The sequence below is a fragment of the Vibrio sp. D3 genome (assembly GCF_043995865.1).
Classification (GTDB): Bacteria; Pseudomonadota; Gammaproteobacteria; order Enterobacterales; family Vibrionaceae; genus Vibrio; species Vibrio diabolicus.
Window position 1 is genome coordinate 349,576 of sequence record NZ_CP171887.1, and the last position, 25,861, is coordinate 375,436.

Below are 25,861 nucleotides of genomic sequence, written 5' to 3' on the forward strand. Positions count from 1 at the left end.
TGATGAAAATCTTATACGGTGTTCAAGGTACAGGAAACGGACATATTGCGCGTGCGAGGGCGATGAGTCATGCGTTTAAAGAGCACGATGTTGAGGTCGATTTTTTGTTTTCTGGACGAGCGCCTGAAAAGTATTTTTCAATGGAAGCGTTTGGCGATTATCAGACTCGCCGAGGCTTCACCTTTATCACTGAAAAAGGTTCAGTGAACTATGCGAAAACAGCATTGAGTAACAATTTGGTGCAATTTTGCAAAGAAGTTAAACAGCTTGATTTGTCGTCCTACGATCTCGTGCTCAATGATTTCGAGCCTGTTACGGCATGGGCGGCAAAACAACAAAATAAGCCGTCGATTGGTATCAGTCACCAAAATGCTTTCCGTTATCCAGTGCCGTTAAAGGGAGCGAGTTGGTTAGACAAATCCGTCATTGAATACTTTGCTCCTTCTCAACACCACCTTGGTTTGCATTGGCATCATTTTGACCAGCCTTTGTTGCCGCCAATTGTACATACCGTCGATAGCCAAGCAGAAAATGACGATTTTGTTTTGGTTTACCTACCGTTCGAATCCATTGAAGACATCTCGGATTTACTGTTCCATTTTAACCAGCAAGCGTTCATCTGTTATCACCCCGATGTGATCGAATGTGAGCAGGTGGAAAACATAGAATTACGCCCTTTATGCCACAGCAACTTTCAGCATCATTTGCATCGGTGTAGTGGTGTCATTGCCAATGGTGGATTCGAGCTCCCTTCGGAAGCTCTGTCTCTAGGGAAAAAATTATTGCTTAAGCCACTCGCAGGTCAGTTTGAGCAACAAAGCAATGTCGCGACCTTAGAAGACTTAGGACTTGCGATGTCGATGGAGAGCTTAGACATTTCCGCAGTACGCCAGTGGCTAAAGGAGCAGCAAGCCGAAAGTGTGAAATATCCAGACGTTGCTCAGGCCATTGTTCATTGGGTATTACAAGGCGCGTGGGATTCACAAGCGGAGTTATCCAAACAGTTGTGGGAGCAAGTTGATTTCCCAAGTTACGTGTCGAACATTTAAGTACGTTGTTCTAAGTACATTGTTCCTTCCTATTTTTGACACGATTTTGTTGCAGCCTTTCAATCTAGAAGGCTGCATTTTTATTCTTTCTCTTTCATTTCTATTCAATGTGTATTTGCTGATAATTTGACTGATAAGTGCAAATTTCACTCAGAGATATAGTCGTCATCTGTTGGTTTGCTCTCGACTAATAACTAGGATAAATGCATGCGTGTGGTGACCATCCGTCTCATCAATTTGCTAAATACTTCCTCAAAGAATGCGCTTTTACGTGTTTTATAGTTTTTTATGTTTTTATCAAGTTGTTGTTATTTAAAGGGTAAATACCTAATCGGCTAAAATTTACTGATTAAATATCAATCTAGTTGCGAAACCGCAATCGATTAGTTGATAGTACAGTTCGAGCCGGAAGTATCCGGACAGCAAATATAATAAAAAGTTAGGTTATCTATTCGTAAAATGATTCGAATCCAGCCGCCGTCTTTTGTGCGAGATGGGATTCTATTCGTTATGAATTTAATGAACAAAGTTGACGATTACAAAAGAGGCGCACTCAATGTTAGAGAAGAAAGATGCGATGAGCGCAATTGCTAGCTACCGTATGGAAAGCACTTTGCGTGGTGTAGATTTAAACCTACTGACTGTATTTGATGCTGTGATGCAAGAGCAAAATATTACTCGTGCAGCACATAACTTAGGCATGTCTCAGCCGGCAGTAAGTAATGCCGTGGCACGCCTAAAAGTGATGTTTAACGACGAGCTGTTTATGCGTCAGGGCCGTGGTATTCAGCCAACGCAACGTGCTCGTCAATTGTTTGGCCCAATTCGCCAAGCATTACAGCTGATTCGTAATGAACTTCCTAGCTCCGTATTCCAACCAGAATCTTCGACTCGCTTATTTAAGTTGGCGATTTGCAGCCCTTGTGACATGCGTTTTGCTCCGAAGATCATGGCAAAAGTGAATCAACAAGCACCAAACGTTCAGCTTCACCTAGATGCAGAATTTGACCGTCTTTTGTCTGAGCGTATGCGCTATCAAGAAATTGATTTCGTGATCGATTATGCTCGCTTTGATGAGCAAGGTTTCTCAAGTACTGAAATTTTCAAAGATGAATTAGTGGTTATCGCGTCAAAAACACACCCACGCATTCAAGGTGGTGTAACGGCCGAGCAACTGCTTAACGAAAAACATGCGAAGTTATCGAAAGTGCACGGTCAACGTAGCTTCTCAGAACAAGCATATCGTGAACTGGATTGCCAAGCCGCGTACGAAGGCTCTAGTCTAAGCAACCTGCTATATGTGGTGGGTCAATCTGAGCTTGTGACTATCGCGCCACGTTGGATGGCAGAAAATGCGGTAAACAGTGATCAGCTGCAAATTCTAGACTTCCCATTTGCAAACAAGGAAATCAGCGGCTTCTTAAGCTGGCATGAATCAAGTGAAAAAGATAAAGGCCACATTTGGCTGCGCGATCAACTGATGATCACTTGTGGTGAAGTGGTTGCCGCAAAATAAGATGACGTTTGGTCTTATCGGTTAAGACCATATTGGTAATCATCAATTTTTACAATTCATTGGTCCCCGAGAGATTTTTGTCTCTCGGGGCTTTTTGTTTTAGCAATCAACAATCGAAACAGTAAGTTAAATAGAGTAATCATTCAGCAATTTGAGGCACGTTCGCGACGTATAAGTGATAGTTGTCTCTTATTAATGATAAGTTTGATACTGGTCAGTTGCGTTTTAGCAAGCCGTGAGTACACTTGTTCGCTCAATTAGCTTACGCCTGTAAGCCAAAAGGTAAGTAAAAGAATGGCCAAGTTAGATTTTCATATCGTTAAACGTATTCGTGAACAAATTGCGAACGGTGGTACACGCGTTGCACTCAAGCATAAAGTGGGTGAGGAATGGCAAGGTATTACGTGGACGCAATTTGGTCAGCAAGTTGATGCTTTATCACTTGCACTTTTGGCTCAGGGATTAGGAGTCCAAGATAAAATCGGCATTTTCTCGAACAACATGCCGCAATGGACGATTGCTGATATTGCAGCGCTACAACTACGCGGCGTAACAGTACCTATTTACCCAACCAATACCGCCGCTCAGTCGGCGTACATCATTGACAACGCAGACGTCAAAGTGCTGTTTGTTGGTGAGCAGCCACAATTTGACGCAGCAGTGAGCATTTTCGACCAGTGCGAGCAGTTAGAGCTCATTGTTGCAATGTCTGATGATATCGAACTTAGCGAGCATGATTTCGTTATCTCTTGGCAAGCATTTGTCGCCAAAGGCGATACCACATACCAAGTTGAATTGGACGCACGTTTAGAGCAAGCAAAGGAAGATGATCTACTCACGTTGATCTACACCTCGGGCACAACAGGACAACCAAAGGGTGTCATGTTGGACTACGCAAACATTGCGGCGCAATTGGAAGGGCACGATCAACGTTTGAGCCTTTCTCAAAGTGATGTGTCATTGTGTTTCCTTCCGCTGTCACACGTATTTGAACGCGCTTGGACCTTTTATGTGTTGTACAAAGGGGCGACCAACTGCTATTTGCAAGACACCATGCAGGTACGTGATGCACTGAGCCAAGTGCAACCTACCGTGATGTGTGCCGTGCCGCGTTTCTATGAGAAGATCTTCTCTGCGATTCACGAGAAAGTGTCTCGCGCGCCAATTCATCGCAAGATCATGTTTACTTGGGCTGTGAACATGGGCGCAAAAATGGCCGCTTGTCATCAAGAAAAACGTCAGCCATCTCTCATGCTGCGCAAGTCATATGCCCTGGCGGATAAATTGGTTCTGAGCAAGCTGCGTGCGTTACTTGGTGGACAAATCAACTTTATGCCGTGTGGCGGTGCAAAGTTAGATGAAACCATAGGCCGATTCTTCCACGCGATTGGTATCAATGTGAAGTTAGGTTACGGCATGACTGAAACCACGGCGACAGTATCGTGTTGGGATGATAAGTGCTTTAATCCAGACTCTATTGGTATGTCGATGCCTGGCGCGCAAGTGAAGATCGGTGAGAACAACGAGATTCTCGTGCGTGGTCCAATGGTGATGCGTGGCTATTACAAAATGCCAGAAGAGACCGAAAAGACCTTTGACGAGCACGGTTTCCTAAAAACTGGCGATGCGGGTTACATTGATGAAAATGGCAACCTGTTCATCACTGATCGTATCAAAGAGTTGATGAAAACTTCAGGTGGTAAATACATCGCTCCACAAATGATTGAAGGTGCGATTGGTAAAGACCACTTCATCGAGCAAATCGCGGTTATCGCGGACACGCGTAAGTTTGTCTCGGCGCTGATTGTGCCGTGTTTTGATTCTCTTGAAGAGTATGCGAAAGAGCTGAATATCAAGTATCACGATCGCGTTGAATTGATTAAGCATCACCAAGTGGTCGAAATGCTTGAAAAGCGTGTTAACGATCTCCAAAAAGAGTTGGCAAAGTTTGAACAGGTGAAGAAGTTTAAACTGTTACCAAGAGCTTTCTCTATGGATGATGGTGAGTTAACGCCAACTCAAAAACTGCGTCGTAAAGTCATCAATGACAAATACCAAGATGAAATTGAAGAAATGTATAAGGAAAAGTCAGAGAAAAAGTAACTTAAGCTGACTTAGATTTTATATTGATGAAAAAATCCCCAGTGATGATATTGCGCATTACTGGGGATTTTTGTTTGTGTTGATTCTTTCTATTTTGCTCACCAAATACAGCTATTTAGCACCCTATACTTAAAAGGTTCTGAAATAATGTTCTTTTTTTGAACGTTAAATTTTTAGGTTGTACTGTGAAATAAGGTATGTGTGGCTGCTATTCCTACTAACATTCTAATTACTAGCATCTTGTTTAAAAAGTAGACCAATCTCTCATTAGACCCGTTGATAATAAAACGTTACATTTGTTGGGTAACCTTGCGGGATGTTATGACGAACGCAAGACATAGCCGAAAACGTGGAAGTATTTCGATTAGGCTACGAATAAGACCTAGACTATGTAAAACCAGACCAATCCGTTGACCTTACGGTGAGGAAACTGGCTAAGGAGAGCAATTATGACAGCAATGTTGTCAGGCGCAGAGATGGTGGTTCAATCTCTGATAGAAGAGCACGTAGAGCAGATTTTTGGCTACCCAGGTGGCTCTGTTTTGGATATCTACGATGCACTGCATGCCAAAACCGATCAAATCAAACACGTACTTGTAAGGCATGAGCAAGCCGCCACTCATATGGCAGATGGTTACGCTCGCGCTACCGGTAAACCGGGTGTCGTACTGGTATGTTCAGGTCCGGGCGCGACCAATACCATTACTGGTATTGCCACGGCTTATATGGACTCCATCCCAATGATCGTTATTTCGGGTAACGTACCTAATAGCCTAATTGGTAATGATGCTTTCCAAGAATGTGACATCGTTGGTGTCTCTCGCCCAGTGGTCAAACACAGCTTTTTAGTGAAAAAAGCGGAAGATATTCCTGAAACGATCAAGAAAGCGTTTTATATCGCGACCACAGGTCGACCTGGTCCAGTAGTGATTGACTTGCCGAAAGATGTAATGAATCCGCAAATCAAACTGCCTTACCAATACCCAGAAACGCTTTCAATGCGTTCTTACAAGCCGACGACGTCGGGTCATAAAGGCCAGATTAAAAAAGCGCTTAAATCGCTGTTAGAAGCGAAAAAACCAGTGCTTTATATCGGTGGTGGTGCTGTGATTTCTGGCGCTCATGAACATATTTTAGAGCTCTCCGACAAGCTGAACCTTCCAGTAGTCAGTACGTTGATGGGACTAGGCGCATTCCCTGGAACACATAAAAACTCACTGGGCATGCTGGGTATGCACGGTACTTACGAAGCCAATATGGCGATGCATGAAGCGGATCTTATTTTTGGTATCGGTGTGCGTTTTGATGATCGCACGACGAACAACCTTGAAAAATACTGCCCAAACGCAAAAGTCATGCATATTGATATCGATCCATCATCGATCTCGAAAAACGTGAAGGTGGATTTACCTATCGTAGGCTCTGCGGAAAAAGTGCTTACAACCATGCTTGGCCTGCTGGCAGAGCAAGAAGGTGGGAATGATCAAGATGCCATCACCGCATGGTGGGATGACATTCAGGTGTGGCGTGACCGAAATTGTTTGGCTTATGAGAAGTCACCAGAGCGAATTAAACCACAGCAAGTGATTGAAACCTTGCACAAGCTGACCAATGGTGATGCGTATGTTGCTTCTGATGTGGGTCAGCACCAGATGTTTGCAGCACTTTACTACCCATTTAACAAACCACGCCGTTGGATCAACTCGGGTGGATTGGGCACTATGGGATTTGGCCTTCCGGCTGGTATGGGTGTTAAGTTTGCCATGCCACAAGAAGAAGTCGTAGTTGTTACGGGTGATGGCAGTATTCAAATGAATATCCAAGAGCTTTCGACAGCCATGCAATACGACATTCCAGTGAAGATCATCAACCTAAACAACCGATTCTTAGGCATGGTAAAACAGTGGCAAGACATTATTTATCAAGGTCGTCACTCAAATTCTTACATGAGTTCTGTTCCTGATTTTGCAGCGATTGCAGAGGCTTATGGTCACGTCGGTATTCGTATCGAAACGCCTGATCAGCTCGAAGAAGGGCTACAAAAAGCGTTGGATATGAAAGATCGTCTGGTGTTTGTGGACATCAACGTAGACGAAACCGAACACGTATACCCGATGCAAATCAAAGGTGAGGGTATGGATAAAATGTGGCTAAGCAAAACGGAGAGAACTTAATATGAGACACATTATTTCACTGCTATTGGAAAACCAACCGGGTGCGTTGTCTCGTGTTGTTGGTTTGTTCTCTCAACGTGGTTACAACATTGAATCTTTGACGGTATCACCGACAGATGATGAAACGCTTTCGCGAATGAACATTACCACGACGTCTGATGAGATGCAGTTGGAGCAAATTCAGAAGCAGTTACACAAATTGATCGATGTGCTGAAAGTACAAGAAGTCACCGAGTATGAGCACATCGAACGTGAACTGATGATGGTGAAAGTGAAAGCCAGCGGTTTTGCGCGAGCAGAAGTGAAACGGACGGCAGACATCTTCCGTGGCCAGATCGTGGATGTCACTGCTGCTCAATACACGGTTCAACTTGCGGGCACGAGTGAAAAGTTGGATGCCTTCATTCAAGCGATATCTGAAGTAACTGAAGTCGTCGAAGTTGCTCGTAGCGGGGTAGTGGGTATTGCCCGAGGTGAGCGCGCTCTCAAACCTTAGACATATAGTCGCATATATAAAAGCCACTTAATCTAAGTGGCTTTTTGTTTAGAAAATAACAATTAATGATATAATTGTCGTTTTAGTAAGCATTATAGGCAGTAGACGCGTGAAAATACCCAAGCGAGTCGGCACATTGTTGGCGACAGCACTATTTTTTAGTGCGCTCACTGCAGTTTACTATTATCAGAAATATCTGACGTTACTAGAGAGTAACGTTGAGAATACCGCTCAAGAAGCATTACACCAACTGGCTTATACTGGTCGCGAATACAACAATATTCAGGATCAAATTGAGACGATAAGCGATCTTCTCGGTCACAGCCAAAGTCTTTACGACTATCTACGTCAGCCGAACCGAGTCAACCTTTCTATCTTAGAAGATATGTGGATCTCGGTTGCGATCAACCAAAAGCTATATAAACAAATTCGTTTTCTTGATATTACCGGTCAGGAAAAAGCACGGATTAATTACGATTTCAAAACGGGTATCGCTGCACCCGCCCTCAAATTACATGACAAGTCAGAGCGGGATTATTTTCATTACGCGCAAGGTTTAGGTAATGATGAAATTGCGTCGTGGGGGATTGAACTGGAGCGGGAAAATGGTGAGCTTGTTTACCCTTATAGCCCTTCATTGCGTATTCTGATGCCGATTTCTCTCAATGGGAAACGCGAAGGGTATCTTGTTCTTAATGTTGATATTGAGTATTTATCTTCTCGACTCAACTACTCACCGGTGCGGGATTTTCATATTGAGTTAATTAAAAGTGATGGCTTTTATATCGCGAGTCCTAAGTCATCACGCTTGTACGGCAATATTATCCCAGCTCGTTCTCAATTTAATTTTGGCCGGATGTACCCCAACATTTGGCGCACGATGATCTCAGAAGTTTCGGGCTATGAGTACAACGGCTCGAATTTGATTGCGTATAGCACGATCCAATTTGTTTCTCGTGAACCTCTTCATCTGGTGATTGATCTCACGAATGAGCAATTACTATCTCGATCTCAGCGAGATATTGATGACTTAATCCAAGAAGCGTTTTTTGTATTAAGTTTGGTGTTTGGTTTTACTTTACCAACGACTGCGCTGGCCCTGCACTATCGACGTCATAGTATGGAGTCGAAGTTAGCTCGGGCTGCACTTGATGGCATGACTGCGGTGATGATCTCAGATGCGTCACACCGAATCATTATGGTGAACCAAGAATTTGAAAACATGATGGGCTATTCAACCAAGCATACTCAAGGCTGGAATGCGCATAATCTAATTTTCTTACCGGAAGATCTCGAGTCGACCCTCAATATTTGGAATAAGCTTGCAAACGAGCACATTTGGGAAGGTGAGGTTCGTTGTCGAACCAAGTTTAATCACGTATTTACCGCCATTATGCGCATTCAGGCAAACTTAACCAAGTCAGGTAAAGTAAGCTATTACATCACGTCGCTGGTGGATATTTCCGAGCAAAAAGAGCTGGAAGAAAAGCTACGCAACCTCAGTGAAAAAGATGGTTTGACGGGCTTGTGGAACCGCCGAAAATTTGAAGAGCAATTAGCGCAATATGCCGGGATTATTGAGCGTTATCCTGACAGTCCCCCTGCATGTTTGGCGTTGTTTGATATTGACCACTTTAAGCGCATTAACGATGAACTTGGGCACGATGAAGGGGACAAAGTGATTTGCAGTGTCGCTGAGACTCTTCTTAAAGAGGTACGCAGTACTGACTTTGTTTCTCGCGTCGGTGGTGAGGAGTTTGCGGTGATCATGCCGCATACCACACTCGAAGAAGCAGAAGTTGTATTGAACCGGTTACGTGTGGCGGTTCAACTGCGCAGTGATAGAGCGATTACTGTTAGCGCCGGATATAGTGATTTAACTTCTGATCGCACGCGCACTTATAAATGTGCTGATATTGCCTTGTATGAATCCAAAAGTGCAGGGCGTAACTGCGTATCGCTATGCCATAGTTTCGATGATATTGCTTAGCTCTTTTTCAAAAACAAAAAATCGGGGATAGACCCCGATTTTTATGCTTATTTTAGCCTCTGCGTTATTCGCTAGCCAGTATGCGATATTGGTTGTCGATGGCCGCTTCGATACACTGCATTGACTGTTTCAAATAACGCTCTAGATAACCTAAAGCATCCTGGCTCTTTTTATCTAACGACGTCTTCATCAGCATTTCTTGCTCATCGATATTACAGTGCCCTGGGTTTCCAGTACCTAACATTTGCATAGCAAAATATTGGTAACGCTTAATTTGTGCGAGTAGATCACGGAAAAAACCGAACATATTGGCAGAGCCAGCGCCTTCAAACAGCGCAGTAAGAAACTGATTATGGCGTTCTTCCCATTCCTTCCAGCAAAAGCTTTCGCCAGATTTAGAGCGGGATAACTTGTGATAAGCGGTTAGGACGTCCAGTTCCCAATTTTCATCGCCAATCACAATTGCTTTATTTAGTAGGCATGCAGAGACCATTTGTAGGCTTTCGTACAAGTCATTCAACTCATCTTTACATACAGGTGCAACCCAGCAGCCTTTTTGCGGCTCGAGTTTGACGTATTTGCTCCACGATAACTGCACCAAAGCTTCGCGAATGGGTGACGCTCCTACGTTGTACTTCTCTTTGAGTTCCGCAACCACGAGTTTTTGACCCGGTTTAAGCACGCCATCGAGAATATCCTGACGGATCATTTTTGATACTTTGTCGGTAAGAGTGGGACTGGACACATACACCTCATAGAAATTTTAATCGTGACGACAAAATTAAACAGTACGAAATTCTGCGCATGGTGAATGATACAGTTAGGCTATTATTAGAGCAAGAAAGCCATATAAAAAAAGAGGGCATAAGCCCTCTTTATCAATCAACTGAAGTATGAAAAGTTCAGTCTTATAGTACGTGTACAGAAGCTGTGTTCGTAGTGCCTGAAGCGACTAGAGCACCAGAAACCATCACTACGATGTCGCCTTTGTTACCTAGACCAGATTCTAGAGCAAGCTCTTTACCTGCTACGTAGAATGCGTCGGTGCTTTCGATAGAATCAACAACAACTGGCGTCACACCTTTAGTTAGAACAAGTTGTGCTGCTGTTTTCTTGTTTGTTGTTAGTGCTAGGATGTTTGCAGTTGGGAAGTACTTACGTACTGAACGTGCAGATTTACCACCTTCAGTTGCAACAACGATAAGTGGAGCAGCTAGTTTTTCAGCTGTGTCTACCGCGCCTTTACATACTGCTTCAGTGATACGTAGACGTGGGCTGTCTAGACGAGAACCTAGCTCAGCTTTTAGAGCTGAATCAGTACGGTTCGCGATTTGAGCCATGATAGTTACCGCTTCAACTGGGTACTTACCTTTAGCAGTTTCACCAGAAAGCATTACTGCGTCAGTACCGTCCATTACCGCGTTAGCAACGTCGCCTGCTTCCGCACGAGTAGGACGTGGGTTGTTGATCATAGAATCAAGCATTTGAGTTGCAGTGATAACCATCTTACGTGCACGGTTACACTTCTCGATCATCATTTTCTGAGCGAAGATTACTTCTTCAGCTGGGATTTCAACACCTAGGTCACCACGAGCAACCATGATGCCGTCAGAAAGCTCTAGGATCTCGTCGAAGTTATCAACGCCTTCTTGGTTTTCGATCTTAGAGATGATGTGGATGTTCTCGCCGCCGTTTGCCGCTAGAACTTCACGGATTTCTTGAACGTCAGAAGCTTTACGGATGAAAGAAGCAGCTACGAAGTCAACGCCTTGCTCACAACCGAATTTAAGGTCGTTCTTATCTTTTTCAGATAGAGCAGGTAGGTTTACAGAAACGCCAGGAAGGTTAACACCTTTGTTCTCGCCTAGTGCACCATTGTTAAGTACTTTACATTTAACTTCTGTTTCAGTCTTAGAGATAACTTCCATCTCGATTAGACCGTCGTCGACTAGGATAGTGTTACCTACGTTTAGGTCTGCTGCGAAACCAGCGTAAGTTACTGCAACTTTATCTTTGTTACCTACAACTGAAGTGTCAGTTGTGAAAGTGAATTCTTGACCAGCTACTAGATCAACGTCGTTACCGCCTTCTAGCTTAATAGTGCGGATTTCTGGACCTTTAGTATCTAGAAGAATTGCTAGTGGTTTGCCAGTAGCTTCCATTACTTTACGGAAGTTCGCGATACGAGTGCCGTGTTCTTCGTAGTCACCGTGAGAGAAGTTAAGACGCATTACGTTCATGCCTGCGTTCACTAGCTCAGTTAGCTTCTCTACAGATTCAGTTTTAGGGCCAATCGTACATACGATTTTGGTCTTTTTCATGGAAGATACTCTCCGGTAAGTATAGTTACAATTTGAAAGTCGGTTGTTTACTCTGAAGTTAGGGCGTTATTGATGACATTTAGTGCCTGTCACCCACCGATTTTTCGCCTCATTATCAGTACTTCAGATTCTGAAAGTCTTTCACCAAGTTTAGTCATTTTATGACTAAAAGATCGGCGATTTTGGTTACCTTTTTGTGACTAATCCCACTTTATATGCAGAAAGTTGCAAAAAAATAGCCTTCAATTCTGTAATTTTTTTTCTTTTCGGTGGCGAATTCTACCACTGAATGAATCCAATATCACTGTTTAAGAATTGTCTTAGGACAAGGTTTTATCGAGAAATATTAATTTTTTGGATCGAAATAAATGGACTTGAAAGTTTCGGTTTGACTATAATAAATTTCACATCGAAACTTAAATTCAAAACGTAAATGTCGAAACGAAACACTCAACTAAGAAGACACGCCATTTCTAACTTGGTTTCTGAGCTAGGAGAAGTCAGCGTTGACGAACTCGCTCAGAAATTCGAAACCTCAGAGGTCACGATTAGAAAGGATTTAGCTTCTTTAGAGAAAAATGGCCAACTTCTACGCCGCTACGGCGGTGCGATTGCTATCCCAACAGAAGTCATTCACGAAGAATTGAGCGCTAATGTTTCGACTCGAAAGCTAAACTTGGCAAAAGCAGCGGCATCACTGATTCGAGACCATAATCGCATCGTGATCGACAGTGGCAGTACGACGGCTGCGTTGATTCAACAGTTGAATGACAAACGTGGCTTAGTTGTCATGACCAACTCGTTGCATGTTGCTAACGCCCTTAATGAATTAGAGAGCGAACCAACACTGCTGATGACTGGCGGGACTTGGGATACGCACTCAGAATCTTTTCAAGGCAAAGTAGCCGAATCTGTGTTACGAGCTTACGACTTTGACCAGCTATTTATCGGTGCGGATGGCATCGATTTAGAACGCGGTACCACAACATTTAATGAATTGGTTGGTTTGAGTAAGGTGATGGCGGAAGTGTCGCGCGAAGTGATCGTCATGATCGAATCGGAAAAAATCGGTCGTAAGATCCCGAATTTAGAGCTCGCTTGGCATCAAATTGATGTGCTAGTGACGGATGCTGATATTCAGCAAGAACACAAAATACAGATTGAACAACATGGCGTGAAAGTTATTTGCGCCTAACCTAATAATGTAATCAGTTTCATATTTCACTTCCCTCTGAATACAGGCCTTTGCTTGCTGCCTCTATCTGAAACATGGCTAGGGAAGAACAAAACTACAAACGGAGATAAACACATGTGTGGAATCGTAGGTGCAGTAGCACAACGAGATGTTGCAGAAATTTTGGTTGAAGGTCTACGCCGCTTAGAGTACCGCGGTTACGACTCGGCTGGCGTTGCTGTTGTTGATGGCGAGTCAAACCTAACGCGCGTTCGTCGCTTGGGTAAAGTGCAAGAACTGGCTGATGCAGTAGAAGAAGCAAAAGTGATCGGCGGAACGGGTATTGCGCACACTCGTTGGGCGACGCACGGTGAACCATCTGAAGTTAATGCACATCCACATATGTCTGGCGATATTGCTGTTGTACATAACGGTATTATCGAAAACCACGAAGAGCTTCGTGAATTGCTTCAATCTCGTGGTTACGTGTTTGAATCTCAAACGGATACAGAAGTTATCGCACACATGGTTGAGTGGGAACTTCGCACTTCAGAAACGCTACTAGAAGCAGTACAAAAAACAGCAAAACAACTGGAAGGTGCCTACGGTACGGTAGCACTTGATCGTAAAGATCCTTCGCGCATCGTAGTTGCACGTTCAGGCAGCCCGATCGTAATTGGTTTTGGTGTGGGTGAGAACTTCCTGGCTTCTGACCAACTTGCGCTACTGAATGTAACGCGCCGTTTCATGTACCTAGAAGAAGGTGATGTGGCAGAAATCACTCGCCGTGAAGTTACTGTCTTTGACGCAACGGGCGAGCTGGTTGAGCGTGAAATCGTAGAATCTAACGCAGAACATGATGCTGGCGATAAAGGCCAATACCGCCACTTCATGCAAAAAGAAATCTATGAGCAACCTAAAGCGTTGATCAACACAATGGAAGGCCGTATCACGGCAGACTCCGTTGTAACTGATGCGATCGGTGTGCATGCGGCAGACATTCTAAGTAAAGTAGAGCACGTACAAATCGTTGCGTGTGGTACGTCTTACAACGCAGGTATGACAGCGCGTTACTGGTTTGAAGATATTGCTGGCGTGAGCTGTGACGTAGAAATCGCCTCTGAATTTCGTTACCGCAAGTTTGTGACTCGTCCAAACAGCCTATTGATCACGTTGTCTCAGTCTGGTGAAACCGCCGATACGCTAGCAGCACTTCGTCTTGCGAAAGAAAAAGGTTACATGGCGGCGATGACCATTTGTAACGTAGCAGGCTCTTCTTTGGTTCGTGAATCAGATTTTGCGTTCATGACTCGCGCTGGTGTTGAAATCGGTGTCGCTTCAACCAAAGCGTTCACGACTCAGCTTTCTGCACTATTGATGCTGGTTACGGCGTTAGGTAAAGAGCAAGGCCGCGTCAGCAAAGAGAAAGAAAAAGAGATTGTTGAAGCGCTACACGCACTTCCTAAGCAAATCAATGCGGCACTTTCTTTCGAGAAAGACATTGAAGCACTAGCGACAGATTTCGCAGACAAGCACCACACACTGTTCCTAGGTCGTGGTGAATTCTATCCAATCGCGATGGAAGCGTCTCTAAAATTGAAAGAGATCTCTTACATCCACGCAGAAGCTTACGCGGCGGGTGAACTGAAACATGGTCCTCTAGCGCTGATTGATGCTGACATGCCTGTTGTTGTGGTTGCACCAAGTAACGACCTACTTGAAAAGCTAAAATCAAACGTTGAAGAAGTACGTGCACGTGGCGGCCTTCTATACGTATTCGCAGATGCAGACGCAGGCTTCGAAGGCGATGAGACAATGAAGATCATCACGATGCCTCACGTTAGTGAAATCACGGCGGCGATCTACTACACCATCCCAATGCAGTTGCTGTCTTACTACGTAGCACTGATCAAAGGTACGGACGTAGACCAACCACGTAACCTAGCGAAAGCGGTAACGGTTGAGTAATAACGCTTAACAGCAAAAATTCCAAGCGGCACATGCGAGAGTATGTGCCGTTTTTTTGTCTTGTGCTAAGCGTGATGGAGCGATCAAGAGCTTTCGCCAGTAGGTTGCTTTCATGACAAAAATGTCATTTTGTTGAAAGGGTGGTGTCAGAGGCGGTGTTCAATAATGACCTCATTGAAAACAAGCACTCAAAGGTTAACAACATGAACGCAATCAAAACTGCTCTTTTTGTAACGGTAATGGCAATCACTAGCGCATCTGCATTCGCTCAACCACTTTTCACTGGTGGTAACTACGTGAGCCGCGAAGAGATGAAAACCATCTCAGTTACGCCGACAGCAACGTCAGATGAGGCTTATCAACAGGCACTGTCTGAACTCAATTCACTTAAAACCATGACGGCTCGTGAACTGAATAAAGAGCTCAATATCCTGACGTTTAATGTGAAGTCTCGCAGTACGCATTTAAAAGATGGTGGCTTCGTGACCGTGCAAGAACGCATGAATGAAGATGGTCAGTTGGAATATTTGGGCAAAGTGAATGTCAAAGTGCATTATGCCGAACGCGATAACAATCGATAATGGTTTGCCAATGGGGAAGAGTATGGTGTGGTTCACATCATGCTCTTTTTCGAGCTTTATACTGGGTTCTCATCCTCCCGCTAACACACTAGGTAAGTAAAGTTGAAAATATTGATCGTCGAAGATGAGCACAAAGCCGGAGAATATCTGCAAAAAGGTTTGATTGAATCTGGGTATGTGGTGGATTTAGTGCATGATGGGGTCGATGGGCTTTATCACGCTACCAGTGAAGAATATGACTTAATCCTCCTCGACATTATGTTGCCTAAACTCGATGGTTGGCAGGTGCTTAATACATTGCGCAGTAGTGGGATTCACACCCCAGTGATCATGCTGACAGCGAAGGAGCAAGTGGAAGATCGCGTGCGCGGTTTTGAGCTGGGTGCCAATGACTATGTCGTAAAACCTTACGCGTTTGCGGAGCTACTGGCGCGTGTTCAAAACGTATTTCGTCATCATATTGCCGCGCAAGTGGTCGCATCGCCGCAAACATTACGTGTGGCAGATTTAGAACTTGATATGATCAAACGCGTTGCCACGCGCGCGGAGCAGTCGATATCGCTTACCGCCAAAGAATATGCCCTGCTTGAGTTGTTGATGCGCAAAACTGGCCAAGTGCTTTCACGTACCACCATTGCGTCGTTAGTGTGGGATATGAATTTTGACAGCGATACCAATGTGATTGATGTGGCGGTCAAACGTCTGCGTAGCAAAGTGGACAAACCGTTCGATAAACCACTGATTCACACTGTCAGAGGGATGGGCTACAAACTCGAAGAGAGTCGTGATGTCTAAGTTTTCGCTGCCTTTTTCCATGAAAAACAAGCTCGTGCTGATGTTTGTTAGCATGACGTTTGTTACCTATTTTTCTTTGGCTTTCATCCTACAGTACGCCATTGAGCGCCACTTTTATTCGCAAGATTTCAGCTATATTTCCAGTAAGTTCAATGCCATTGAGAACGAGTTAAAACGCTCGCCAGAGGATGTGTTCAAGCAAGCGAATAACAGTACGCTCTATATGTGGGTGTTTGAAGGCAAGCAGAACGTGTATCAGAATTCGAGCCTGACGATTCCTCAGAACCGAGCCTACAGCATTAGCTCACCTCAGGTCTTAAATCACGAGCGCGCCATCGAATGGAGTGAGGACTCGCTGAATATTCGCGCGTTTGCGTTTCAAGCTGGGGAGTATCAGGTGGTGCTCGGCATGAGTATCAATCACCATATTTTGTTTTTGGATAAGCTCGACTGGATTTTGTTTTGGGCGCTCGGTTTGGCGTTTGTGATTTCTTCCGCGTTGAGCGGTTGGATGGTAAAACGTGGGTTGAAGCCGATTGTGGGATTGAATCAGCACATTCAACAGATATCACCAGAGCAAATGGGCATTCGTCTCGACCCCGATTCGTTGCCAATAGAACTGCGCGAGTTAGCCAACAAACACAACGCGATGCTCGATAGGTTGCAAACTGGTTTTCGCCGCTTGAGCGAGTTTTCTTCTGATATAGCACATGAGTTAAAAACGCCACTCACCAACATTACCACGCAAAATCAGGTCATTTTAGGTGCGTGTCGAACGCCTGAAGAGTATCAGGATGCGATTGCCTCAACGTTGGAAGAACTCAACCGCATCACGAAAACCATCAACGATTTGCTCTACATTGCCAAGGCCGAAAACAAGCTCATTCATCGCCATGACGAAGTGTTTGCGGTGCAGGAGGAAATCGACCGTTTGGTCGCGTATTTTGAAATATTGGCCGAAGATGCCGATGTGCAAATCGTGAGCTCAGGCGACGGTCAGCTCTATATGGACAAAAACATGTTTGAGCGTGCAGTGGGCAATTTGCTCTCCAACGCGATTCGTCATGCGTATGCTGATTCAACCATTGTGATTGACGTTCAAGAGGTTGATGAACAGGTTACGATATCGGTCAGCAACCAAGGTGACACCATTGCCGAGCAAAACTTACCGTACCTTTTCGACCGGTTTTATCGCGCAGATAAATCTCGCCAACATGTAGGTAGCGTAGGTGCAGGGCTAGGTTTGTCGATTACCCAATCTATCGTGCAAGCGTATGAAGGACAGATAAAAGTAACATCAGATAAAGACAAGACGCGGTTTGTTATGATGTTGCCATCGGCAGGTGTCAATGGAAGTGATAAGTCAGTTGAAGCATAAAAGGCAAACCTTGGCTTGCCTTTTGAGACTCAAACTCGTTTGAAGTTATTTGGGTTATTGGCCCAGTTGATGAGCGGTTAGAATAGCAGAGTAGACATTTTCTGCCGTCACTGGGAATGGCATATTGTGGATGGTTTCTCCCTCGGCCGTTGAGGCTTCGGCGACCTCGCGCAACTTAGCGTGGTTTAGCTCTTTAACGCCCATATCAAATAAGTTGGTTGGTAGACCTACAGATCGGCAGAAGGCGAGAACCGTATTAATCTCTTCCATCGCTGCGTTTTCTAACACCAATTGAACAAGCGTGCCGAACGCGACTTTCTCACCATGATAGAGATGGTGACACTCTTCGAGCTTGGTTAGGCCGTTATGAATAGCGTGAGCGCCTGCTAGGCCACTGCTTTCAAAACCGATACCGCTTAGGTATGTATTGGCTTCAATAATATTTTCTACCGCTTTGGTGCTCACACCATTTTCTACCGCAGCTTTTGCTTTTAAACCATCTTCAAGCAAGGTTTCATAGCAAAGTTTCGCAAGCGCTTGTGCTGAACGCGTCGCTAACCCACCGGCCATTGTTGCCTTACCAGAGGTCATGTTGGCACGAGCTTCAAAGTAGGTGGAAAGCGCGTCGCCCATCCCCGATACAAGTAAGCGAACAGGGGCTTTGGCGATGACTGATGTATCCATTATGACCATGTCTGGGTTTTTAGGGATCATCAAGTATTCCGCAAATTCACCTTCTGGTGTGTATATCACCGCAAGAGCAGAGGTTGGCGCATCAGTCGAGGCAATCGTAGGAACCACCACGACAGGAATTTTGGTGTAAAACGCAACGGCCTTTGCTGTATCTAAGGTTTTACCACCACCAATACCGACAATGACATCATGTTTTTGAGTCGCACAAATGTCCGTGATGCGTTCAATCTCAACGCGCGAACATTCGCCACCAAAAATGTTCATAGTGAGTGGAAGCTTCTCGTCAGCAAAGCTTTGTTTGACGTCATCACCAACCAGGTTAGTCACGAACTCATCGGCAATGACTAACGGACGTTCACCTAATGTTTTCACATAGTGAGCGATAGATGTAAGTACTTGTTCACCTTGGACGTATTTGCTTGGGCTGATAATAATTTTGTCCATAATTCAAACCTTTAACCTTTTTTATGTGTGTTTTGGACTGCAATGAATATCCATTGTAGGGATAAGGTTTATATTAGGTTTGGTGTGGTAGGTGGTGAAGGATATCTCTGGTTTTGTTCCATGCTTTTATGACCTCTGTGTCAAACCGACTGTCAGAAGTAATAAGCATCAGCATGCTTTATGGCGCCGATCACTATTCAAGCGAATCTGTCGTTTTTCGTTTCATATTGAAACGAAAATTCCGAAGTCGTTGTTTCAATATGAAACGGATTGATTTTTGTTGAGCACGTTTTTTCTCTGTTTAAGATGAATTCATACCCTACATAAAAATATAAATGGAATGAGATAGAACGATGAAAAAGTTAATTAACCAAGTCGATGATGTTGTATTGCAGCAAATGGAGGGCCTGGCATTGTCCCGCCCTGAGTTAAAAGCTAACTACGAACCTCGTTACATGTGGCATGAGGAAACTCCGGGGCAAGTGGCACTGGTTTCTGGTGGTGGCTGTGGTCATGAACCTTTGCACGCAGGCTTTATTGGTAAAGGTATGCTGACAGGCGCCTGCCCAGGAGAGGTATTTACTTCACCTACGCCAGATCAAATGTACGAATGTGGTAACCAAGTGAATACTGGTGAGGGTGTGCTGTTTATCATTAAAAACTACACCGGTGATGTGTTGAACTTTGAAACGGCTGTGGAGCTGCTTCATACCGATGGTATCAAAGTTGGGTCGGTGTTGGTGGATGACGATGTTGCAGTCAAAGACAGCCTATACACCGCTGGTCGCCGTGGCGTTGCCGGAACGGTATTGGTTGAAAAGTTAGTTGGGGCTGCCGCGAACAAAGGTTATTCGTTGGAGCAATGTGAAGCGCTGGCTCGTCGCGTGAATAATCACTGTCGTTCATTTGGCGTGGCGCTTAATGCTTGTGTTGTGCCCGCAGCAGGTAAACCATCTTTTGTTCTGGAAGATGATGAAGTTGAGTTTGGTGTTGGTATCCATGGTGAACCAGGTATCAAGCGAGTGAAATACACCGACGCCGATACGTTAGTGGATGAAATGTTTGCTGAAGTTGCTGAAAACATGCCTTATCAGCGCACATTGCGTATTTGGAATCGTGACGAAGGTGAATGGGATGAAGTGGAATCCAGCATTGAGCCTTTCGCCGCTGAGCACGACTACATCGTGATGGTGAATGGTATGGGTGGTACGCCAACTTCAGAGCTTTACGGAGTGTACCGCCGTCTTGCCCATAACTGCGAGCAAGCGGGGTTCCGTATCGTGCGGAATATGGTCGGTAACTTCTGTACGTCACTCGATATGGAAGGCGTTTCAATTACGTTGCTGAAGGCAGATAAAGAGATGTTGGAGCTGTTTGATGCTCCTGTCGATACGGCTGCGATCAAGTGGTAACAGGGGGGAGCAAACATGCAAATTGAAAAACAACATATCGTTCACTGGCTAGAGTTATGTGCAAAAACGTATCAAGAGAATCAAGATTTTCTGACCGACCTTGATCGTGATATTGGTGACGCAGACCATGGTCTCAATATGAACCGCGGCTTTAAAAAAGTTGCTGAAAAACTGCCACAATTTGCGGACCAAAATATCGGCAGCATTCTCAAGAATACGGGCATGACCTTGCTTTCTAGTGTCGGTGGGGCAAGTGGCCCGCTTTATGGCACGCTGTTTATTCGCACGGCTGCCGCTGTCGGAACTCGAGAGCAATTAACGTTTGAAGAGTTAGTGGATGCACTAAAAAGCGGTGTGGATGGTGTGGTGTCTCGTGGTAAAGCGGAACTGGGTGATAAAACCATGTGTGATGTTTGGTTACCCGTTTTAGTTAGCGTGAAGGCATCGTTAGAAAATGGTATGAGCGCTGACCATTTATTGAATGAAATGGTTGAGCTAGCAGAAACGAACGCGGTTGCCACGATTGAAATGTTGGCGAAAAAAGGGCGAGCAAGCTATTTAGGTGAACGCAGTATTGGTCACCAAGATCCCGGTGCAACCTCTTCTCTGTTAATGATTAAAGCGTTACAGCAGGCAATAGCAGGTAATTAAGATGGTGGGAATTGTAGTTGTATCTCATAGTCGTCGCCTTGCAGAAGGGGTGGCCGAACTTGCCACCCAAATGACGCAAGGCAAAGCCAAGCTTGCGATTGCGGCTGGGATTGATGATCCAGAGAACCCGATCGGAACTGATGCCATTGCCGTGATGGAAGCGATTGAGCAGGTACATGATCAACAAGGGGTTGTTGTATTGATGGATCTTGGCAGCGCGTTGCTTAGTACGGAAATGGCTCTGGATCTGATTGATGATCATGTGAGGGAAAATGTCACCCTTATCTCGGCCCCTATTGTTGAAGGAGCCATGGCGGCGTCGGTGGCTGCTGCTGCCGGACTACCTTTATCGACGGTAGTTGAAGAGGCACAGAATGCGTTAAGCGTAAAACGAGAGCACCTTGGTGATCAGCCACTAACATCCGCTGAGATAGCGCCAGTATCAGAGAACTTTGAACACGAGCGGACATTTGATTGGGTAGTGCAAAATCCGCATGGATTACATGCTCGTCCCGCTGCGGCCATTGTTGGTGCACTCGCGCCTTTTGACTGCCAATTATGGTTGAAAAAAGGCGAGCTCCGTGTGAACGCGAAAAGCTTAAACAGCATTGCGAAACTTGGTGTTCGTAGCCAAGAGACGATCACGCTGTGCGCACTCGGCTCTCAATCCAGTGAAGCAATCAAGGCATTTGAAGCCTTAGCTAGTGAGCACTTCGGAGAAAAAGAGGCGGTTGAGCAAGGCATTACCGAATCTGAAGAGTGCACGGATACTTTGCTCGATGGCATGGCCTCAAATCAGATTGAAGGTGCTGTTGTTGGTATTCGAGTCAATGACGGTATCGCTACTGCTCCAGTTGTCCTTTTTACTCATGAAATGCCAGCAGTGCCTGAACGTGATTTCCAAAGTGAACAAGATGAAATTGAACGGGTTAAGCGTGCGATAGGCGTGGTTGTTCAACATTTGCAGGAGCAAGCGAAGCAGCCGAAAGGGGAAATATTTTCTGCTCATAGCATGATGCTCAGTGACCCAGAATTATGGGCATCGGTCGAGGCGCGAATTCAAACGGGCATGATAGCCGAGCAAGCTTGGATAGAATCACTGCAAACGTTGGCCGAAGAGTTTCGCCAGGCAGAAAGTCAGTACATGCGGGAGCGCGAAGCAGATGTGCATGATATCGCACGCCAAGTTATGGTCGAAATGACAGGCGTAACGCCTAATGCCATCGACATTCAGGAACCGAGTATTTTGTTGGCCCGCGACCTGATGCCTTCTGATGTGGCCGGGCTTGATAAATCGAAAGTGCTTGGTATCTGTTTGAGTGAGGGAGGGAAAACCTCTCACAGTGCGATTCTTGCTCGTGCGATGGGGATTCCTGCCATCGTTAAAGCTCAGGGCTGCCTTGATGCTGTGCGTGCTGGTCAAGTGGTGACTATTGATGGCTTTCGAGGGCATTTATGGTTCTCTCCTTCAGATGCCATACAACAGGAATTAGAAGCTCAGCAAATTGAGTGGCAAAACTCCCGACAAAGTGCGCTAGCGAGTGCTCAGCAAGCCGCAGTCACCTGTGATGGCGTCCATATTCCAGTATTCGCCAATATTGGTGGACCGAAAGATATTGATGATGCACTAACATCAGGAGCTGAGGGGGTTGGTCTATTCCGGACTGAGTTTCTGTTTCAAAACAGTGATGAGTTGCCGACTGAGGAAGCGCAATACCAAGTGTATCGTGATATTGCCGCCGCACTTGGTGATAAGCCACTTACGATTCGTAGTCTAGACGTTGGCGGTGATAAGCCTTTAGCCGCTTACCCTATGCCAGCGGAAGATAATCCATTTTTAGGTTTGAGAGGGGTGCGGTTGTGCCTTCAACATGAGTCATTGTTTACCGCCCAACTTCGAGCCATTCTGAGAGCCTTTCACGAGCAACCGAATATTCAATTGATGATACCGATGGTGGCCCAGGTTGAAGAAGTGAGAAAAGTAAAAGCGCTGTTGGCACATCAAGCAAACCAACTTGGCTTGGATGCGACTCATTTACCTGTCGGTATTATGATTGAAGTACCAGCCGCGGTGTTGAATGCTGATGCTTTAGCACAAGAAGTCGACTTTTTCTCTATTGGCACCAATGATTTGACTCAATATGTTATGGCTGCCGATCGAGGCAACGCCGCCGTTGCTGAATTGGTGAACTACTTTGAGCCATCGGTACTAAAAGCCATTGAACTCACTTGTGCAGCAGGCGATCGCGCGGGCATACCGGTCAGTATGTGCGGTGAGATGGCAGGCGATCCAAATGCCACAGAAACATTACTTCGTGTTGGGTTACAAAAATTCAGCGCCAGTTCGAGTCTGCTACCGGGACTAAAAGCGCAGATTCGTCAGTTGTCTGTTGATGTTTAATCGACATCTTGTCGTTAGTACATCTATACCGGCGTGCTTACGCCGGTCTTACTTTTGTTATAGGAACGCCACTTCTTGGCTTAATACAGCTTCATTTGCTCCTGCAGCCCAAACTTATTAATTTTTCTCCATAAGGTCGTGCGGCCAATTTGCAATGCTTTCGCCATATCATGCATTTTGCCATCACACTGATTCCAAGCCTGAACGATAGCTCTTCTCTCGGCTTCTTCTAACGTGATTACTGGCGTATTTTCTGCGGTATGGCGAGAATTCAGTTTAATGTCTTCAGGAATATCGTTCAGCTTGATTAAGTTGGAACTGCGGTTCAGCAAAATTCGCTCAGTTCGGTTTCTTAATTCAGAGTTGTTGCCTGACCAACGAAAATTCATCAACGCTTCCAGTGCGACTGGCTCTATCGAGATCGTCACATTGTGTCGGCGTTCATAATGGCTGATAAGCTGCTGGACGAGAAATTCAATGTCTTCTTTACGCTTTCGTAGTGGTGGAATATGCAGCTCGTTCGAGGAGATTTCATAATAAAGTTGCCGACCAAATGAGCGCTGAGTGACATACTCGCTGATCTCTGAAGCGGTGCTCGTAATAAGTTGAAAGTCTACGGGGATTAATCGCAAACTGTCGCTGCGGCTGACGAGCCCAGTTTTTAACAACTTAAGTAGCACGGCTTGTAAATCGGGCGACAGATATTCCACCTTTTCCAAAAAGAGCGTACCGCCATGGGCGAGTTCAAACTTAGAGGGCATGCCTTGTCCCTCGTCGTATCCCAGGGTTTCTTTGACCAGTTGCTCTGTATTGATGGAGCGGCAGTTGAGCGTAATGAACGGCCCTTCTTTGTAGGTGCTTTCGTTATGAATCGCCATGGCGAGAGTGGCTTTTCCTACACCTTCTTCACCTGTAATTAGAATCGGTGATTTGGACTTTATGGCCCGTTTTGCCACGGTAATGACATGCTTCATTTTTCGTGAAATAACAGGCAAAGTACTGAACGTATAGCGCGCACTGCCACCTATTTGTTGTTGAGCAAGTTCGCGAATTTTATCGATAGGGTGCAAAAACAATAAGTGTGTGCCGTCGTTGAGTGGACGCAAGGTAATGATTGCCTCAACAAACTCTCCACGAACCTCTACCGTTGTGAGTTTTCGGTTGATGCTTGCACCCGACTCAATACTATTGAGGACATTTGGCGGGAAGCGTAAAACAGAAAAGACTTCTTTATCCAAGACCTGACTGGCTTCAATGTTTAACAAGCGCTCTGATTGATGATTTACCATCGTGATACGGCTTTCTTCATCCCAGGCCAGAAGGCCATCATCCATGCATTCTAACGTTGCGTTGTGCGCACAAGTGAGGCGGTTAATGTTTTCTTGTTCCGACTGAATATGGATTTGCAAACTGACTTCTTTCGCGCTCGACGCGATGATGACCAAGTTTTCTTTCTTATAGCTCTCTGCTTTTTTGAGAAGGCATGTTGTGCCGCGTAACTTGCCAAATTGGTCGAAAACAGGTGCTGCTACAGAGGCATAAGAATGTAAGTGGCGATTGAAATGTTCTGCTGCGAATACTTCACACGGGATATGAGTACTAATACAAAGATTGACCGCATTTGTGCCAATTTTTCCTTCAGATAGAAAACAGCCTTGTTTAATGCCGAGTACCTGCATCTCTTGTTGCATTGAGTCATGTCCCACAACGGAAAGAACGCAGCCGTTGCCATCAGTTACCATCAATAGCAGGTCTTCGTCTCCTAGCATGTCGTAAGTGTCTTCAAGTACGGTCGTGGCGCATTCGATGAGGTGCTCGTTGCGTTTCATCAGAGATGAGAAGGTAAAGCCAGAGGCAATATGTGGCTTTGACCAGGTGTAAGGACTGCATTGCTTTATGCAACGCTCCCACGACTCAAGTACGGGAGTGCGGGAAAATTCTGGAGATACCCAATGGTGTTTCTGGAAAAACGCCCATTTGGTTTTAGTGTCTTCGATTGAAAGCATGCCATACCGTTTCAATACCAGCGATAGATTGGTCTGATATTACAGAGACATACGAATATGGACTGTGATGGCTTTCACGCACGTCATACAGAAAGGATACGCAAAGAAAAGAGGCTAGTAGAGAAGGCGTTCCTTGCCGGAGGTTGGGTTAAAAAGGGCTGTCCTTGCCCAGTTCATTGCAAATTTCGACAATGGCGAGCGAGAGACCTGATTTTATTATTTGTTGCTGGCGTTGAAGTTGGAGTTGATAAAACTCAAGGTCGATGTCGTCATCAGGTTCGTTGACTTCTAATTGCACCATGCCCATTTTCTTTACCAGATGCAGCTTTTTGATTGGCTCTAGAATATTTGGATCAGTGAACTCGTAGTCCGATGCATCGCTATTGAGTCGGTTTTTAAGCTTAATGATGTCTTCAATATCATGATAAATATCGTCTGGGAGTACGCCTAAGCCAAATAGGAGTTTCAAACGAACGGAGAGCTCGCCCAGCGGTCCGGAGTCTTGCAGTAGGGGACCAACAACCGATTGCACGGCGAAGTTATCTTTACGAAAGATCCTTTGTATTAGCCCGTCGATGGAATCGTTGAACACATCGACTGCTGCAATAAAGAAGCCTCGTACCGATGGCGCGCTGTTTAATCGTTCAATGATCTCGGTTTCGTTGATGTTATCTGCCATATACTGAGTAACTGTTTAAAATTATATTTA

At 45.1% G+C, this 25,861-nt stretch carries 19 protein-coding genes; 14 read left to right on the forward strand and 5 right to left on the reverse strand.

The window, feature by feature from the left end:
* Window positions 1-2: 2 nt before the first annotated feature.
* The 6 genes from ACHFJ9_RS09730 to ACHFJ9_RS09755 all read left to right on the forward strand — a co-directional run bounded on the left by ACHFJ9_RS09730 (window position 3) and on the right by ACHFJ9_RS09755 (window position 9,328).
* Window positions 3-1,049 (forward strand): MJ1255/VC2487 family glycosyltransferase, encoded by a 1,047-nt coding sequence (locus ACHFJ9_RS09730; protein ID WP_005392259.1) that lies wholly within the window; start codon window positions 3-5, stop codon window positions 1,047-1,049.
* Between the two features lie 556 nt (window positions 1,050-1,605).
* Complete coding sequence (calR, locus tag ACHFJ9_RS09735) at window positions 1,606-2,565, forward strand: LysR family transcriptional regulator CalR (RefSeq protein ID WP_005379693.1); 960 nt, start codon at window positions 1,606-1,608, stop codon at window positions 2,563-2,565.
* A 294-nt stretch (window positions 2,566-2,859) separates the two neighbouring features.
* Complete coding sequence (locus tag ACHFJ9_RS09740; protein ID WP_258619820.1) at window positions 2,860-4,668, forward strand: AMP-dependent synthetase/ligase; 1,809 nt, start codon at window positions 2,860-2,862, stop codon at window positions 4,666-4,668.
* A 449-nt stretch (window positions 4,669-5,117) separates the two neighbouring features.
* Entirely contained in the window at window positions 5,118-6,842 is a 1,725-nt protein-coding gene (locus ACHFJ9_RS09745) for an acetolactate synthase 3 large subunit (RefSeq protein ID WP_053809447.1), read from the forward strand.
* Window position 6,843: 1 nt separating this feature from the next.
* Entirely contained in the window at window positions 6,844-7,338 is a 495-nt protein-coding gene (gene ilvN / locus ACHFJ9_RS09750) for an acetolactate synthase small subunit (RefSeq protein WP_005392253.1), read from the forward strand.
* A 109-nt stretch (window positions 7,339-7,447) separates the two neighbouring features.
* Entirely contained in the window at window positions 7,448-9,328 is a 1,881-nt protein-coding gene (locus ACHFJ9_RS09755) for a GGDEF domain-containing protein (protein ID WP_395356659.1), read from the forward strand.
* A gap of 64 nt (window positions 9,329-9,392) precedes the next feature.
* Here ACHFJ9_RS09755 and ACHFJ9_RS09760 read toward each other — a convergent pair whose 3' ends face one another.
* Window positions 9,393-10,037: a GntR family transcriptional regulator gene (locus ACHFJ9_RS09760; RefSeq protein ID WP_395357421.1), complete on the reverse strand. Its 645-nt coding sequence runs from the start codon at window positions 10,035-10,037 to the stop codon at window positions 9,393-9,395.
* A 199-nt stretch (window positions 10,038-10,236) separates the two neighbouring features.
* Window positions 10,237-11,649, reverse strand: a complete 1,413-nt coding sequence (gene pykF, locus ACHFJ9_RS09765) for a pyruvate kinase PykF (protein WP_005392243.1) — start codon at window positions 11,647-11,649, stop codon at window positions 10,237-10,239.
* 433 nt (window positions 11,650-12,082) lie between these two features.
* Between pykF and ACHFJ9_RS09770 the strand changes: the two genes are divergently transcribed.
* From ACHFJ9_RS09770 to ACHFJ9_RS09790, 5 genes are all read left to right on the forward strand, one after another.
* Window positions 12,083-12,844 (forward strand): DeoR/GlpR family DNA-binding transcription regulator, encoded by a 762-nt coding sequence (locus ACHFJ9_RS09770; RefSeq protein ID WP_005392240.1) that lies wholly within the window; start codon window positions 12,083-12,085, stop codon window positions 12,842-12,844.
* A gap of 114 nt (window positions 12,845-12,958) precedes the next feature.
* Window positions 12,959-14,791 (forward strand): glutamine--fructose-6-phosphate transaminase (isomerizing), encoded by a 1,833-nt coding sequence (glmS, locus tag ACHFJ9_RS09775; protein ID WP_005392238.1) that lies wholly within the window; start codon window positions 12,959-12,961, stop codon window positions 14,789-14,791.
* A gap of 203 nt (window positions 14,792-14,994) precedes the next feature.
* Complete coding sequence (locus tag ACHFJ9_RS09780) at window positions 14,995-15,372, forward strand: DUF3316 domain-containing protein (protein WP_031815906.1); 378 nt, start codon at window positions 14,995-14,997, stop codon at window positions 15,370-15,372.
* A gap of 102 nt (window positions 15,373-15,474) precedes the next feature.
* Window positions 15,475-16,167 (forward strand): heavy metal response regulator transcription factor, encoded by a 693-nt coding sequence (locus ACHFJ9_RS09785; protein ID WP_258615889.1) that lies wholly within the window; start codon window positions 15,475-15,477, stop codon window positions 16,165-16,167.
* Window positions 16,160-17,545, forward strand: a complete 1,386-nt coding sequence (locus ACHFJ9_RS09790; RefSeq protein ID WP_258507028.1) for a heavy metal sensor histidine kinase — start codon at window positions 16,160-16,162, stop codon at window positions 17,543-17,545. Before ACHFJ9_RS09785 ends, ACHFJ9_RS09790 begins: the two co-directional genes overlap by 8 nt.
* A 54-nt stretch (window positions 17,546-17,599) precedes the next feature.
* On the opposite strand, the gene ACHFJ9_RS09795 is transcribed toward ACHFJ9_RS09790, so the two are convergent.
* Window positions 17,600-18,682 carry a glycerol dehydrogenase gene (locus ACHFJ9_RS09795; protein WP_005487429.1) on the reverse strand — a complete coding sequence of 361 codons (1,083 nt, stop codon included), beginning with the start codon at window positions 18,680-18,682 and terminating at the stop codon, window positions 17,600-17,602.
* Between the two features lie 353 nt (window positions 18,683-19,035).
* On the opposite strand from ACHFJ9_RS09795, the gene dhaK reads away from it, so the two are divergent.
* Genes dhaK through ptsP form a run of 3 tightly spaced genes read left to right on the forward strand, consistent with a single transcriptional unit; the run spans window position 19,036 to window position 23,146 of the window.
* Window positions 19,036-20,094, forward strand: a complete 1,059-nt coding sequence (dhaK, locus tag ACHFJ9_RS09800; protein ID WP_268845375.1) for a dihydroxyacetone kinase subunit DhaK — start codon at window positions 19,036-19,038, stop codon at window positions 20,092-20,094.
* A gap of 15 nt (window positions 20,095-20,109) precedes the next feature.
* Complete coding sequence (gene dhaL, locus ACHFJ9_RS09805) at window positions 20,110-20,745, forward strand: dihydroxyacetone kinase subunit DhaL (protein ID WP_005379705.1); 636 nt, start codon at window positions 20,110-20,112, stop codon at window positions 20,743-20,745.
* Between the two features lies 1 nt (window position 20,746).
* Entirely contained in the window at window positions 20,747-23,146 is a 2,400-nt protein-coding gene (gene ptsP, locus ACHFJ9_RS09810) for a phosphoenolpyruvate--protein phosphotransferase (protein ID WP_395356664.1), read from the forward strand.
* Window positions 23,147-23,226: 80 nt separating this feature from the next.
* Here ptsP and dhaR read toward each other — a convergent pair whose 3' ends face one another.
* Window positions 23,227-25,152: a dihydroxyacetone kinase operon transcriptional regulator DhaR gene (gene dhaR / locus ACHFJ9_RS09815; protein ID WP_104969038.1), complete on the reverse strand. Its 1,926-nt coding sequence runs from the start codon at window positions 25,150-25,152 to the stop codon at window positions 23,227-23,229.
* 148 nt (window positions 25,153-25,300) lie between these two features.
* Window positions 25,301-25,831, reverse strand: a complete 531-nt coding sequence (locus ACHFJ9_RS09820; protein ID WP_395356667.1) for an MltR family transcriptional regulator — start codon at window positions 25,829-25,831, stop codon at window positions 25,301-25,303.
* Window positions 25,832-25,861: the final 30 nt, after the last annotated feature.

Bases quoted from the DNA above. Each gene is read 5' to 3' on its own strand.
- ACHFJ9_RS09730 (WP_005392259.1), top strand. From the start codon at position 3: ATGAAAATCTTATACGGTGTTCAAGGTACAGGAAACGGACATATTGCG.
- calR (WP_005379693.1), top strand. From the start codon at position 1,606: ATGTTAGAGAAGAAAGATGCGATGAGCGCAATTGCTAGCTACCGTATG.
- ACHFJ9_RS09740 (WP_258619820.1), top strand. From the start codon at position 2,860: ATGGCCAAGTTAGATTTTCATATCGTTAAACGTATTCGTGAACAAATT.
- ACHFJ9_RS09745 (WP_053809447.1), top strand. From the start codon at position 5,118: ATGACAGCAATGTTGTCAGGCGCAGAGATGGTGGTTCAATCTCTGATA.
- ilvN (WP_005392253.1), top strand. From the start codon at position 6,844: ATGAGACACATTATTTCACTGCTATTGGAAAACCAACCGGGTGCGTTG.
- ACHFJ9_RS09760 (WP_395357421.1), bottom strand. From the start codon at position 10,037: ATGATCCGTCAGGATATTCTCGATGGCGTGCTTAAACCGGGTCAAAAA.
- pykF (WP_005392243.1), bottom strand. From the start codon at position 11,649: ATGAAAAAGACCAAAATCGTATGTACGATTGGCCCTAAAACTGAATCT.
- ACHFJ9_RS09770 (WP_005392240.1), top strand. From the start codon at position 12,083: ATGTCGAAACGAAACACTCAACTAAGAAGACACGCCATTTCTAACTTG.
- glmS (WP_005392238.1), top strand. From the start codon at position 12,959: ATGTGTGGAATCGTAGGTGCAGTAGCACAACGAGATGTTGCAGAAATT.
- ACHFJ9_RS09780 (WP_031815906.1), top strand. From the start codon at position 14,995: ATGAACGCAATCAAAACTGCTCTTTTTGTAACGGTAATGGCAATCACT.
- ACHFJ9_RS09790 (WP_258507028.1), top strand. From the start codon at position 16,160: ATGTCTAAGTTTTCGCTGCCTTTTTCCATGAAAAACAAGCTCGTGCTG.
- ACHFJ9_RS09795 (WP_005487429.1), bottom strand. From the start codon at position 18,682: ATGGACAAAATTATTATCAGCCCAAGCAAATACGTCCAAGGTGAACAA.
- dhaK (WP_268845375.1), top strand. From the start codon at position 19,036: ATGAAAAAGTTAATTAACCAAGTCGATGATGTTGTATTGCAGCAAATG.
- dhaL (WP_005379705.1), top strand. From the start codon at position 20,110: ATGCAAATTGAAAAACAACATATCGTTCACTGGCTAGAGTTATGTGCA.
- ptsP (WP_395356664.1), top strand. From the start codon at position 20,747: ATGGTGGGAATTGTAGTTGTATCTCATAGTCGTCGCCTTGCAGAAGGG.
- dhaR (WP_104969038.1), bottom strand. From the start codon at position 25,152: ATGCTTTCAATCGAAGACACTAAAACCAAATGGGCGTTTTTCCAGAAA.
- ACHFJ9_RS09820 (WP_395356667.1), bottom strand. From the start codon at position 25,831: ATGGCAGATAACATCAACGAAACCGAGATCATTGAACGATTAAACAGC.